The sequence below is a fragment of the Thermicanus aegyptius DSM 12793 genome (assembly GCF_000510645.1).
In the GTDB taxonomy this organism is placed as follows: Bacteria; Bacillota; Bacilli; order Thermicanales; family Thermicanaceae; genus Thermicanus; species Thermicanus aegyptius.
On record NZ_KI783301.1, the window covers coordinates 987644 to 1000362 of the forward strand.

At 49.0% G+C, this 12719-nt stretch carries 11 protein-coding genes; 6 read left to right on the plus strand and 5 right to left on the minus strand.

What is annotated here, in order from left to right:
- Positions 1–183 precede the first annotated feature (183 nt).
- Positions 184–1701, minus strand: coding sequence for a carboxypeptidase M32 (locus THEAE_RS0105295; RefSeq protein WP_005587554.1), 1518 nt, complete (start codon positions 1699–1701; stop codon positions 184–186).
- A gap of 209 nt (positions 1702–1910) precedes the next feature.
- Here THEAE_RS0105295 and THEAE_RS0105300 point away from each other — a divergent pair, with 209 nt between their 5' ends.
- Positions 1911–3101 (plus strand): tetracycline resistance MFS efflux pump, encoded by a 1191-nt coding sequence (locus THEAE_RS0105300; RefSeq protein ID WP_005587555.1) that lies wholly within the window; start codon positions 1911–1913, stop codon positions 3099–3101.
- A gap of 20 nt (positions 3102–3121) precedes the next feature.
- Here THEAE_RS0105300 and thpR read toward each other — a convergent pair whose 3' ends face one another.
- Complete coding sequence (gene thpR, locus THEAE_RS0105305) at positions 3122–3742, minus strand: RNA 2',3'-cyclic phosphodiesterase (RefSeq protein ID WP_005587557.1); 621 nt, start codon at positions 3740–3742, stop codon at positions 3122–3124.
- Positions 3743–3893: 151 nt separating this feature from the next.
- On the opposite strand from thpR, the gene THEAE_RS0105310 reads away from it, so the two are divergent.
- Together THEAE_RS0105310 and THEAE_RS0105315 are read left to right on the plus strand one after the other, a co-directional pair.
- Positions 3894–4241 carry a toprim domain-containing protein gene (locus tag THEAE_RS0105310; protein WP_028986749.1) on the plus strand — a complete coding sequence of 116 codons (348 nt, stop codon included), beginning with the start codon at positions 3894–3896 and terminating at the stop codon, positions 4239–4241.
- A 29-nt stretch (positions 4242–4270) separates the two neighbouring features.
- Complete coding sequence (locus THEAE_RS0105315) at positions 4271–4639, plus strand: DUF423 domain-containing protein (protein ID WP_005587561.1); 369 nt, start codon at positions 4271–4273, stop codon at positions 4637–4639.
- A gap of 143 nt (positions 4640–4782) precedes the next feature.
- Here the strand turns inward: THEAE_RS0105315 and THEAE_RS20025 are convergent, their stop codons facing one another.
- Both THEAE_RS20025 and THEAE_RS0105325 read right to left on the minus strand, forming a co-directional pair.
- The gene (locus THEAE_RS20025; RefSeq protein WP_005587562.1) at positions 4783–6189 is read right to left on the minus strand and encodes an MFS transporter; all 1407 of its coding nucleotides are present in this window, start codon (positions 6187–6189) and stop codon (positions 4783–4785) included.
- A 37-nt stretch (positions 6190–6226) separates the two neighbouring features.
- On the minus strand, positions 6227–6523 hold the full coding sequence (locus THEAE_RS0105325; RefSeq protein WP_005587563.1) for a hypothetical protein: 297 nt from the start codon (positions 6521–6523) through the stop codon (positions 6227–6229).
- A gap of 620 nt (positions 6524–7143) precedes the next feature.
- Between THEAE_RS0105325 and THEAE_RS0105335 the strand changes: the two genes are divergently transcribed.
- The 3 genes from THEAE_RS0105335 to THEAE_RS0105345 all read left to right on the plus strand — a co-directional run bounded on the left by THEAE_RS0105335 (position 7144) and on the right by THEAE_RS0105345 (position 11391).
- Positions 7144–9162: a S9 family peptidase gene (locus tag THEAE_RS0105335; protein WP_028986751.1), complete on the plus strand. Its 2019-nt coding sequence runs from the start codon at positions 7144–7146 to the stop codon at positions 9160–9162.
- Positions 9163–9326: 164 nt separating this feature from the next.
- Complete coding sequence (locus THEAE_RS0105340; RefSeq protein ID WP_245605527.1) at positions 9327–10571, plus strand: MFS transporter; 1245 nt, start codon at positions 9327–9329, stop codon at positions 10569–10571.
- A complete protein-coding gene (locus THEAE_RS0105345) occupies positions 10555–11391 on the plus strand; it encodes an ABC transporter substrate-binding protein (protein ID WP_028986753.1) in 837 nt (278 codons plus the stop codon). Before THEAE_RS0105340 ends, THEAE_RS0105345 begins: the two co-directional genes overlap by 17 nt.
- Here the strand turns inward: THEAE_RS0105345 and THEAE_RS0105350 are convergent.
- The gene (locus tag THEAE_RS0105350) at positions 11388–12497 is read right to left on the minus strand and encodes a GNAT family N-acetyltransferase (RefSeq protein ID WP_169729959.1); all 1110 of its coding nucleotides are present in this window, start codon (positions 12495–12497) and stop codon (positions 11388–11390) included. The genes THEAE_RS0105345 and THEAE_RS0105350 overlap by 4 nt on opposite strands.
- Positions 12498–12719: the final 222 nt, after the last annotated feature.

A 12719-nucleotide genomic window follows, 5' to 3' on the forward strand; every position in this document is an offset into this window, starting at 1 on the left:
GGAAATCATTCGTATAAATGATTCTCGCTTTCCGGGAAGAAAGAAGGCCGCCGTTCCGGATGTGAAAGTATGGAGCGGCGGCCTTTTACTTTTCTCCACTACATTAAAGGTGAAACTTGATAAAAGGTGAAACTTCCTGATTTTTTTCGCCAAACAACGGCGAATGAAGTTTGTCCCCGGAGTTTATCCCAAGTGATAAAGCGCTTTATACTTTTTCTCCAGATAATCGGTTAAGTATCGGGCGTTTAACGGTTCCCCCGTGGCTTTGAGAATGATTTCGCGGGGGCGAAGCATTTTTCCGTATCGGTGAACCTTCTCCGTTAACCATTCCCGGACGAAACGGATCTCGCCGTTTCTGATTTTCTCCTCATAATCGGGATGCTCGATCCGCAATTGATGTTCCAATTGGGCTGCGTAAAGGTTACCCAACGAATAGGAGGGAAAGTATCCAAAACTTCCTCCGGCCCAGTGGATGTCTTGCAGAACCCCTTCCGAATCCTTTTCCGGGACGATTCCTAAGTATTCTTTCATCATCTCATTCCAGACACCGGGCAGTTCCGCCACCTGAAGCTCTCCGCTGATGAGTCGCTTTTCCAATTCGTAGCGAATCATGATGTGAAGGTTATAGGTCAACTCATCCGATTCGGTTCGAATGAGGGAGGGGATCGATTCGTTTACCGCAAAATGGAAATCCTCCACCTGTACCCCTTCCAATTGCCGGGGGAAGTATCTCTTTAAATCATCGAAATACGCCTGCCAGAAGGGAAGGCTTCTTCCGATGATATTTTCGTAGAAACGAGACTGGGATTCGTGGATTCCCATTGAAGTACCGTCGGCCAAATTGGTGCCGGTCAGTTTCGGGTCGATGTTTTGCTCATAGAGGGCATGCCCTCCTTCGTGGATCGCCCCGAAGATCGCTTCCCGGATGTCGTTTGGGTTATATCGGTTGGTCACCCGGACATCTTTGGGATTCAAGCCGATGGCGAAGGGATGAGCCGTACGATCCAGCCTGCCTGCTTCGAAATCATATCCCATTTTATCGAGTATGAAGTGGCAAAAAGCTCTCTGTTGTTCGATGGGATAAGGCTGTTTTACGATCTCCACCTTTGGCTTTACAGGGGACGAAGTAACCGCTTGAACCATGGGAACGATCTTTGCCCTTAGATTGGCGAAAAGCGGGTCCAGTTCCTTCACCGTGATTCCCGGTTCATATTGATCCAGCAGGGTATCGTACGGGTGATCTTTATACCCCCAATATCCGATAAACTCCTTCTGAAATGCGACGATTTTCTCCAAATAGGGTTGAAGGAGGGAGAAATCCGAATTCTTCTTGGCATCTTCCCACACCGCCTCGGCTTGGGAGGTGAGAACGACAAAGGCTTGATGCCGTTCCGGGGGAATTTTCACGGCGAGGTCGTATTCCTTCTTCGCTTCCCGAACCATTGCCCGCGTCACTTCATCCATGTCGCCCCCCTCTACTTCCTCACCGAGCACATCCAGGTATTCCTTCATCTCGTCGGAAGTCGCCATCCGAAAAACTTCGGAAGAGAGGGTACCGATTACCTGGGAACGCTGTTTCACCCCCTTCTTTGGTGCACCGGTCCTGAGATCCCAATAGATGAGACTGATCGCTTCATTGTAATGTTTCATCTTTTTGACCAGCTCTTTAAAGGACTGAACGGTTTTCTCCAAAGTAGCCAAAAAAACTCCTCCTTTTCCATGAATTTCTTTTATTATACTGCAAGCGATGAAAATTAGAAAACGATAGAACTTTTTTTTCCTCATCGCATCAATACTTCATCTGATACATTATTAATAAAGTTAATCTTTTCACGTGCAATATTCTTTGACATGCGTTACAATGTTAGTTAGCCATGATGTGAACAGGAGAAAGAAGAGGAGATGGAATCATGAAGAAAAAAATGGGGATTATTATGGGAATCCTGATTACGACCTTTACCGGCTTCGGGATGATCATTCCCGTAATGCCCGTTCTCATCAGCGAAACCGTGGGAGATCCGGCAACCTCCAGTTCGGCCCCTTTTCACTTGGGAATGCTCCTGGCCCTCTACTCCGCCGTCTCCTTTTTTCTTTCCCCCATATGGGGGAGATTATCCGATCGATATGGACGAAGGCCGATCATCTTAACCGGCTTAATCGGCTTTGGGGTAAGCTTCCTTCTTTTTGGCCTCTCTTCCGGGAATCTTTTTCTCATGTATCTTTCCCGCATCTTGGGAGGCTTTTTCTCAGGTGCGACTACCGCGAGCGCAGTGGCCTATGTGGCCGATATTACCACCGATGAAGAGAGGACCAAATACATGGGTCTGGTCGGCATGTCCATCGGTCTGGGCTTCATCCTCGGTCCTGCCGTCGGTGGGATCGCAGGGCATCTCGATGCGGCGATTCCTTTCTTTATCGCCGCCGGGCTTTCCTTCATCACTTTTCTCTTCTCCATTCCTTATTTGACCGAGTCCCTTACGGCGGCGCGCCGCATGGAACTTGCAGGAGAGGGAACTTCCAGGTGGGCCGCCTTTACGGGCCCCTCCAAATACCTCTATATTCTTTCGTTTTTCGTCACCTTTACGTTGGCCGGCTTGGAGAGTACATTGCAATACTTTGAAGCGATAAAAATCAAAGCCGGGACTTTAGATATCGGGATCATGTTCATGATCAACGGGGTGGTCGGAGCATTCATTCAAGGGGGAGTGGTACGCCGGATCAAGAAGGGAAGCGAGCCCCGGTTTATTTTGTTGGGTTTATTGCTTTCCGCCCTGGGCTTCACCCTGATTAATTTTTCCATGGACTTTTGGACGGCGACCCTTTTTGTGGCCATCTTCGGGACAGGGAATGCCTTTCTCAGGCCGAATGTAACCTCCCTTATCACCCAGAAAACCACCGTAGGTCAAGGCGTGGCCTCCGGACTCAATTCATCCATGGATAGCTTGGGAAGGATCGTAGGGCCCCTGCTTGGCTCCACCTTGTTTAGTGTGAACATCTATTATCCTTATATTTCCGGAGCCCTTCTCTCCATTCTGGCCATCGGGCTGCTTTATGGTTTTTTGGCAAGCGATCGTCGGGTGAATGAGATAAAAACCGCCTAGGAAGGTTTTGCGTTAATTTTTTATTGATGAGGGGAAGAGGGACCTTTTAAGGGAAATCGGTCCAAGACCTCATACATGGGGGTTTGCCCAAAATGGGTTTTGTAAAGAATGATCTCGTTCACAAGGAAAGGCAAAGGCGCCTCTTTTGAAGCCGGAAAGGGAGGAATTCCCCTTTCCAGCTCATGAAGGGGTGGAAAGGGGGCCTCCCCTTCCATATAATGGCGGGCGAGGGTGAGATGGGGCCGGTACGGTCTCTCCTCCGGTTGAAATCCGATCTCTTCCATCGATTGAACCACCTTTTGCCGTAACGTGAAAAGCTGCTTGAACGAGTCCTCCACGCCATCCACAGCCCCCCACAAAACACGAGGCGCCTCTTTCTTTCCGAAAAAGCCTAACCCGGTAAGGAGAAGCGAAAAGGGAGGCTTCTCCTGGACGAGAAGGTGCAGTTTCTTACGAATCGATGGAAGAAGTTCTGCGGGGGTATCTCCGAGGAACTGAAGGGTGATGTGAAGGTCATCCCGATGGACCCATCGTTTGAAGGATATCTTCTTCTTAGCTTTTTCCATCCAGGAGGATATCAGGGGGCGCTGATCACTGGGAAAGGGGATGGCGATAAATACCCGTGCTTTATTTTCATGCAAAATCGATTCCCTCATTTCGAAAACGATTGATCTTCACTGATTTTTATCTTACCTTAAAATAGAATACCCTGCCAGCAGGAGTCGTTTTGGTAATGTTGATGAAAGACGATGCGATGGGAGTTCAAAAACATTGGAGGGCGGGGGGATCGTGATGGAGAAGAAGGTTCTCATCGTTGAGGGAAAAACGGATCGGGATCGGTTGTTAGAAGTTTTGGATGAACCGGTTACCTTTGTTCTTACTTATGGGACATTAAGTCAGGAAAAGATCGAGGAATTGATCCTTCCCGTTGAGCAGGAAGAGGTTTATATTTTTGTGGATGCCGATGAAGCCGGGATGAAATTGCGAAAGGAATTAAAACAACTGCTTCCCAATGCGAAACATCTGTACACCCGTAAGGGATATAGGGAGATTGCCGAGACGCCCCTTGATTATCTGGCTTGGATCTTGAAGGAAAATCACTTTCTCGTAAAATATGATGCTCCATTGTTGGAAGGATAGATAGTAAAAAAGAAAAAGGAGTTGAGTGTATGAGATTTTTTCTATTTTTGGGGTCCATCCTCATGTTTTTTGCGGTGGCCCTCGGGGCGTTCGGCGCTCACGGATTGAAAGGAAAGATCCCGGATGATCTTCTGACCATCTACCAGACGGGAGTTCATTATCAGATGATCCATGGTTTGGGGATCATTTTGGTCGCCATCCTTTTGGGGCGCTTTACCGGAAATGGGCTTATCGGTGGGGCCGGATGGTCTTTTTTCATCGGCATTCTCCTCTTTTCAGGAAGCCTGTATGCGATCGCTTTTACCGGAGTGAGAATTTTGGGCATGATTACCCCTTTTGGAGGTGTTGCCTTTCTCTTGGGTTGGCTTCTCTTAGGGATTGCAGCGCTAAGGGTTTAAACGGGGCGGGTGAACTGAACATTTCCATGATGGCACATTCCTTCAGTGCGAAAAAAAAAGCCGATCTCCCGTCGTGGCAGGGAGCGTCGGCTTTCGTATGCTTAAAATGAGGAGACTGATTCGCAAAATCTTATCGGTGAACGTTACGATTTTCTATGAAAGACGGATTCCCCCCATTTTCGTTGGGAACTACCGATCCAGGTTGAGGAGAGGGAGCGGATCTCAGCGAAAATGTTGCGATTGTTTGTCTCCCGCATGTAAAAGATAGCAACCATCGAAATCAGCAAAGTTCCCAGACTGATGAGAAAGGCGAGGCGATACGACTCGGGGGTGTATACGGGGGATCCGTTCAGCAATTGTCCGTCCCATCCCCGGTCCAAGATAAATCCGTAAAGGGTCTGCAAGAGGGCTGCTCCAAGAAAGCCGGCCATGTTGGCCGTCCCCATGGCAATGCCGGGAATTTTCGGATCGTTGACCTCTTTTGCCCAGACCCATGTCAGGATGAAGCAGGAGGCGAAGAACCCGATCAGGAAACATAAGGGATATAGAAGAGAGAGGGGTAAGCCCAATACGGGGTAAAACGTAAGGATCCCCCATGAAGTAGTAAAGATTCCCAAACATCCCAAATAGGCAGGTTTTCTCCTGCCCAGGCGGTCGGAAAAATATCCGACGGTAAGGCTGCCTGTCATGTGGCCGATCGTTGTGATGAGAAGAAGTGTGGCGGCGCTTTCTTTATCCATTTGAAAGACGTCCATAAAGTATGGAACCCCCCAAATGCTCTGGAACGTCAGGAAGGAACCAAATACCCCGAAATAGGCGAGACAAAGAATCAGGCTCCAACGGTTTGACAACACGAGGCGAAGGGCAGATCCTACTTCGCCCCAACTCTCCTTCTTCACCTCAACGGCGGATGTTCCTTCAGGCGAGGGAAGTCCCATTTCCTGAGGAGAATTTTTCATAAAGATCCAGGTTACGCCAACGGCCAACAAAGAGACAAGACCCATCACGATAAAGGCGAACCGCCAATCGACGAGGGAAACGAGAATGGCAAGGGGTGTTGCCGCCAAGACGGCTCCAGCGTTTCCGATGAGAACGGTAATTCCTGTTACCCTGGCGAATTCCCGCTGCCTAAACCAGGTGTTTTGGATTTTTAAGATGGAAATAAAAATAACGGAAACCCCTAAACTGACCAAAAAACGGCCGATAAAGAGGAAAAGGGGAGATGGGGCGATAGCGAAAAGGAGGGAACCTATAAAAGCGGAGAACATTCCAAATGTAACCGTCTTCTTCGGCCCCCATGTATCGGCCAAAATCCCCGAAGGGATTTGCATCAGCATATACACATAGAAGTAGATGGCAGAGAGGGTGCCAACCATCGTCCCACTCATCTGGAAATCACGTTGCAGGTTAGAGGCGACCACATTGAGGGCTACACGGTGAAAGTAGACGATGAGGTAAGGGAGCGCGAGGGTACCGTAGACGATCCATTTCCACTGATCGATTCCGAGTTTCGGCTTAGGAGAAGTCCCCGTAGATATAGAGTGTGGCATTTTTCATCGGCCCTTTCGATCACGATCATCCATTTCGCTATGGATGATTGTTTTTTTTTAATCGCATCACGATATCGGGGAGAGCATACCCCGCTTGGATCAATTCCTGAAAGATCGCAAGCAGGGTTTCTTCTCCCTCGGAGGAGGCATCGAGAAGGCTGTCGTAGGTAACTTTCTCTTCACCATCTACTTTACTGGATAAATATATGAGAACCCCTTTCGCTCTCCAGGAAAGCCTGCGGTCATTAAGGATCCCCACATCTACCAAAGCAAAAGATTTTCGGTGAAGGGGTTCCGTAATCCCGAGGCTTTCTTCTCTCTTTCTTTTTCCCATGAGAGCCTCCTCCTTTCTCCTATTTGAGGTTGCAATGTAAGCGTTTAAAATTTTTTTTCCGGTAGGGTTATTCCATCTTCGACACCTCCTTAAGACACATTCCGCGTAGCACAGGAAAGTGTCCATTTCATTTTGTGTGACAACTGATATTGAGAAAAATTTCACATACTCTTATTCTAATCCCCCCTTATTCTAAAAATGAAGCCAGTGGAAAGTATTATGAGAAAAAATTCACAAGCCTGTGTTTAAACAAGAAGCGTGATTCAATTTTTGCTGGACTACGGTTCAGATGCAACGAGATGCGAAAAAAGAAGAGCAGCTTAGAACGAAATGGGGAATGGTAAAAGGCTTTTTTGCTCCGATTTTGAAGTATAAATTTTTTAGGCCATGATATGTGAATAAAATCACATAAGATTTCAAAACGAACCTCTTTTGAGATCCATTATACTTCGAACGGGGAAAATTGGCAAGGTAGTTTAGCAATTTTTTCATGACTATGGCTCATGATCCTTGTTGATGACAAAGAATAAGTTCATTAAAATAGCCGTAAGTAGAAATTTTAGAGTTTCAAAGGAAAGTCTTTCAATTTATGCAAAACGATCTGGAAAGGGAGTGTTTAAATGCGTTCCACCACGGAAGAGAAGAAAAAGCGGGGGATGGTGCCTGAAGATCTGCTTAAAATGGCATGGATAAGAGATCCCCGGTTTTCTCCAGACGGGAAGAGGGTGCTCTACACAGTAAAGACCATCAATGAAGAAGGGGAGTATCAGTCCAATCTCTTTATGCTTAACGTAGAAACAGGTGAGGATTCTCCCTGGACCTATGGGAAAGGAATCGATGCATCCCCACGTTGGTCCCCCGACGGACAGAGCATCACGTTTCTCTCGAACCGTTCGGGCAAGATGCAGGTTTGGCTCATTTCCTCAGAGGGTGGTGAAGCCCGCCCTTTGACGCGTTTTACCAACGGAGTGAATCAGCATCTTTTTTCACCCGATGGTCGATTTGTCGCCGTGCTTGTATCCTTAAAGCCGGATGAACCGGGCCTCCTCGCAAATACCCCCCCTCGGGAAGAGAAGGATGCGAAAGAAAAGAAGGAAGATAAACCGATGATCGTTGATCGGTTGAAATATAAATCGGATGATTTCGGTTTCCGAGATGAGAAACTTCAATATTTATATCTGGTCGATGTGAAGACGGGGGAGAGCAAACGGCTGACGGAGGGGGATGAATCGATCTCCTCTTTTACATGGGCACCGGATGGGAAACGGATCGCCTTTACGGCAAACCGTGCTTCAGATCCGGACCGCACATGGACCAATGATCTGTTTATCCTGGATATGGATACCCTTCACGTTTCAAAGCTCACGGATCAGGACGGTGTCTTCGGTTCCCTCGCCTGGTCGCCGGACGGCAAATGGATTGCTGCCTTGGGGCATAATCTGGAATATGCGGGAGCTACGTTGACAAAGGTTTGGCTTTTTGATCCCCTTACCGGAGAAAAGAGGGGATTGACGGAAAACTGGGATGTCGATGTTGAAGATGAGATGATTGGCGATATGCATGCCGACGCTCCCGCCCCTGGGCTTGTTTGGGCGACGGATGGGAGAGGTCTCTATTTTCGGGCTTCCCGGGAGGGAAACGTCTCCCTTTTTTATACCACTTTGGAGGGGATGATTACTCCCGTCGCCGATGGAACCTTCCACATTTACGGGTTCTCCCTTGATGAAACACATCAAAGGGCGGTTCTGGCAGTGAGTCGGCCTACGGAGATCGGAGATCTTTATCTTCTTCGGCTTTCAACGGGGGAGTGGAAACGGTTAACGAATAAAAATGAGGAGCTCATGTCTCAACTCACCCTTTCCACACCGGAGGAATTCCGGTTTGATGCAAAGGATGGTTGGATCATTCAGGGTTGGTTGATGAAGCCGGTCGACTTCAAGCCGGAAGAGAAATATCCGCTAATCCTTGAGATTCACGGCGGACCTCACGCGATGTATGGAAATACCTTTTTCCATGAAATGCAGGTTCTTGCGGCAAAAGGATATGCGGTTCTTTATACCAATCCCCGGGGCAGCCATGGGTATGGACAAACCTTCGTCCATGCCGTCTGCGGCGATTACGGGGGGATGGATTACGAGGATCTGATGGCCGGTGTGGACGAGGCGTTACGACGCTTTACCTTCATCGATAAAGACCGCCTGGGGGTGACGGGAGGAAGCTACGGTGGCTTTATGACGAATTGGATCGTGGGGCATACGAATCGGTTTAAGGCAGCGGTCACACAGCGCTCCATCTCCAATTGGATGAGCTTTTATGGGGTAAGCGATATCGGCTATTTCTTCACAGAGTGGGAGATAGGTTTTCCTCTTTTCGACCATCCGGAAAAGCTCTGGGAGCATTCTCCCCTGAAATATGTGAAGAATATGGAGACACCCCTTCTTATCCTGCATAGCGAGAGGGATTATCGGTGTCCCATTGAACAGGGCGAACAGCTTTATGTGGCTTTGAAACATTTAAACAAAGTGACGCGATTCGTCCGGTTTCCTGACTCAAACCATAACCTTTCCCGAACCGGAAAGCCTAGCTTACGCATTGAACGCCTGCATCATATCGTGGATTGGTTTGGGAAATACATGTAAACAATATTCTCTATGAAAAAAACGCAAAATAATGTGATCGGACGTTTCTCTCTTTTGAGATGAAGCGCTTTTGAAAGAGAAGATGGAGAGCGGTATGTGATAAGATGAGGGGGAATCAAATGATGCCGTAACCGATCTTGGCGGCACATCGATGGAGGATAACGATGGATATTCACCAACAAAGGGATATACAGGACATGGAAGATCGATTCGTGGGGGAAAGAACGGTGGAAAGGGATGGGGAAAAACTTTGGACCAAGGATTTTATTACCGTTACCCTGGCCAATCTCTTCCTTTTCTTCAGCTTTCAAATGCTGATTCCCACTTTGCCCGCCTACGTCCAGGCAAAAGGTGGGAACGACCTGGCGGTTGGTATGGTGATCGCCCTTTTTACCGTTTCCGCGTTAATTACCCGTCCTTTCGCAGGTAACGCTTTAGACCGAATCGGGAGAAAGGGGGTCCTCTACGCAGGGCTTCTCCTCTTCACGCTGTCGGCGTTCGGATATGTCTGGACGGCGACCGTCTTTCTCATCCTCTTCCTCCGTTTTGTGCACGGCATCGGTTGGGGGATGACGACCACTTCTTTCGGGACCATCGTTTCCGATTTGATCCCGGCGAAGCGAAGAGGGGAGGGAATGGGTTATTTCGGGTTATCTTCCACCTTTGCCATGGCTTTAGCTCCTCTGCTCGGTCTCTGGATCATGAATGAACGGGGTTTTTCCTTTCTTTTTCTCCTCTCCACAGGGCTAGCCGTCACCGCCTTTCTTATATCCCTTCCCATTCGAGAGACGAAAGGAAAGGGACCTGTGGGTGGAGTCAAGGGACTCATCGAGCCGCAAGCCCTTTTTCCTTCGCTTTTAATCATGCTCTTTGCTTTAACGTATGGCGGGGTGGTGGGGTTTATTACCCTCTTCGGGAAAGAGGTAGGAATTGCTAACGTGGGAGGTTTTTTTCTCTTTAATGCGCTCATGGTCATGTTGGTACGCCCGGTTTCAGGAGTCCTGTATGACAAAAGGGGGGCTGGATGGGTTCTCATTCCCGGTACGATCTCGGCGGTCATAGGCCTTCTTCTCCTCTCTTACACCCATTCCACAGGAATGCTCTATCTCTCCGCCTTTTTCTACGGGATCGGTTTCGGGACGATCCAGCCATCGTTACAGGCATGGACCATCTCCCGAGTACCCCCGGGAAGGAGGGGAACGGCAAACGGAACTTTCTTTTCTTCTTTTGATCTTGGCATTGGACTTGGGTCGGTTTTATTGGGGATGGTGGCCGGTTGGTTCAGCTATGGAATGATGTATCGATTTTCCATTGTCTTCCTCCTTCTGTTTTTGGTTCTCTATGCGGGTTATGGGCTGGGGAAGAGGTCTCAAAGGGAGAAAGGGGAAAAAAATGCGCAAGGTTTATGATCATCTGGAGCGCCTTGTAGAGATTCCTGAGAATCCGGAAAGGATCGTTTCGCTCGTTCCTTCCATTACAGAGACTCTGTTCGCCTTCGGGCTCGAGGGAAGAATCGCAGGGAGGACCCGCTACTGCATCGCTCCTCCTGAAGCCAAGGAAGTGCCTGTGGTAGGAGGGACAAAGGATGTGAAAGCGGAGAAGATCCTCTCTTTGCGGCCCGATCTCATCTTGGCGGAGAAGGAAGAGACGCCGAGGGAGCTGGTGGAACGCTTGGAAAAAGAGGTTCCCCTTTATGTGGCCGATGTGGAGAATTTTGAAGAGGGAATCCGCTTGATCCGGGATTTGGGTGAGATCACCGGGAAGAGGGAGCGGGCAGAGGAGATTCTCTCTGCTTTGGAGAAGGAATATGCTCGCTTCCGAGAAGAGAGGGAAGGGATTGGGCGGAAAGTTTTTGAACGTGGAAAAAGAGGGCAGGAGTCTTTGACGGTCGCTTATTTAATCTGGAGGAAGCCCAATATGGCCGCAGGTTCTTCCACCTTTATCGATGCCATGCTCCGGCAGATGGGGCTTAAGAATGTTTTCGCCGGGAGACAGCGTTATCCTGTGGTGTCGGAGGCGGAGCTTCAGGCGGCCAAACCGGATCTCCTCTTTCTCAGTTCGGAGCCATACCCCTTTTCCCCGAAGCACCGAGAAGAATTTCAACGCATGCTGCCCGATTCAAGGATCCACTTTGTGGACGGAGCCATTTTTAGCTGGTACGGGGTGCGGATGTTGCAAGCCCCTTCCTATTTTATCCGTCTGCTGTCGGAAATCGTCAACCCTCTTTAGATGTAGTTTAAGCCTGCGGTGTAGGGGAAAGGGATAAGCTCGAAGAGGTTTCGGACTCTTTTTTCCTCCTCCCATTCTTTCGAAGCGTCGAACAATTCCTCTAGCTTCTCTCTTTGCCCGGAAGGAATGAGGTTAAAATAGGGTTTCAATTGCTCGTTCAGGACTTCCAGATTTAGGATTTTCACCGTCCCCTGATTTGGCTCCTCGGCATATGGAATGGAGGACATCAGCCGATGGAGCTCCTTCTCATGTTTCGGTATGGGAATATCAAGGATAGTTTCTTTCTCCGCTCTGACGGCATGAGCCATCAGGGCGACCACTGCATGGGGATTCCCAGCCCATTCAATGGCGAGCAGTTTTTCCGGGTTTATGGGTGTATCGCTGAGGAAACTTTCTTCCTTGGAATCGACTTCCCTTTTTCTGGGAGGGTCTCCCGATTTCTTTGGAACCCCCACGACCAGATACCCTTCTAACCTCCCGTTCTTTTCCGCCACCCATATCTGGTGACGCATCTTCACACAGCTGGCAAAAGCCTCCTGTTCCAAGAGAGTGGACAGATCGAAGAGGCTCTGTGCGTAAGCCACCTCCCGTCTGTCGGCGAGGAGAGCCATCTCGAGGATGTCGGTACTCTTCCTTTCTCGGATGAGGTACCCTGAATGGATGGTGGAGGGTAAAGAACGAAGGAGGTCGGGAGGGAGGCGGTATCTTCTCACGTTGCCAAAAGGATGGCACCCGATGCGCCGATAGAGGGGGAGGGTTCCGGAAACCAGCAGGAGGGAGGCTTGGGCTTCTTTGGCGTAAACGACCACTTCCTCCAGTAAGCGGCTTGCATATCCTCTCCCTCGATAGAGGGGATCGGTGCAAACGGAACCGAGGGAGAAGATTTTTAGTTTTGCTTCTCCCACTTTGACCACGCCGGGAACAAGTCCCATAAAGGAGACCAGTTTGCCGTTTTCATACACTCCAAAGGAATGGCTTTCCAACGGAGGATGAAAGATCTGGGGAAACGCCTTTCCCATGGAGATTTGTTCCCTATCCCGGAACACCCGGTCGGCCAAGAGAACGGCTTCTTCCAGCTGACTTTTTGTTAAGCGGGAAAGCTTCATTTGCGAACCTCCTTGCGTTTTGCGTGAAATCATCCGTTCAAAACGGTATATCTTTTCTTGATCACTTCTACCTACTCCGATGAATAGATCGGTATGAAAAATCTTGATGAATCGAGGATGTTTTTTCTCTTCCATTCTTCGATTCTATCGGCTCATTTCCTTTTGTGGCTCATTCCCGATCCACTTCATAGCCAATTTCCCAGATACGAGATTGGACGTTCA

Coding starts and splice junctions, on each gene's coding strand:
- THEAE_RS0105300 (WP_005587555.1), top strand. CDS start 1,911: ATGAAGAAAAAAATGGGGATTATTATGGGAATCCTGATTACGACCTTT.
- THEAE_RS0105310 (WP_028986749.1), top strand. CDS start 3,894: ATGGAGAAGAAGGTTCTCATCGTTGAGGGAAAAACGGATCGGGATCGG.
- THEAE_RS0105315 (WP_005587561.1), top strand. CDS start 4,271: ATGAGATTTTTTCTATTTTTGGGGTCCATCCTCATGTTTTTTGCGGTG.
- THEAE_RS20025 (WP_005587562.1), bottom strand. CDS start 6,189: ATGCCACACTCTATATCTACGGGGACTTCTCCTAAGCCGAAACTCGGA.
- THEAE_RS0105325 (WP_005587563.1), bottom strand. CDS start 6,523: ATGGGAAAAAGAAAGAGAGAAGAAAGCCTCGGGATTACGGAACCCCTT.
- THEAE_RS0105335 (WP_028986751.1), top strand. CDS start 7,144: ATGCGTTCCACCACGGAAGAGAAGAAAAAGCGGGGGATGGTGCCTGAA.
- THEAE_RS0105340 (WP_245605527.1), top strand. CDS start 9,327: ATGGATATTCACCAACAAAGGGATATACAGGACATGGAAGATCGATTC.
- THEAE_RS0105345 (WP_028986753.1), top strand. CDS start 10,555: ATGCGCAAGGTTTATGATCATCTGGAGCGCCTTGTAGAGATTCCTGAG.
- THEAE_RS0105350 (WP_169729959.1), bottom strand. CDS start 12,497: ATGAAGCTTTCCCGCTTAACAAAAAGTCAGCTGGAAGAAGCCGTTCTC.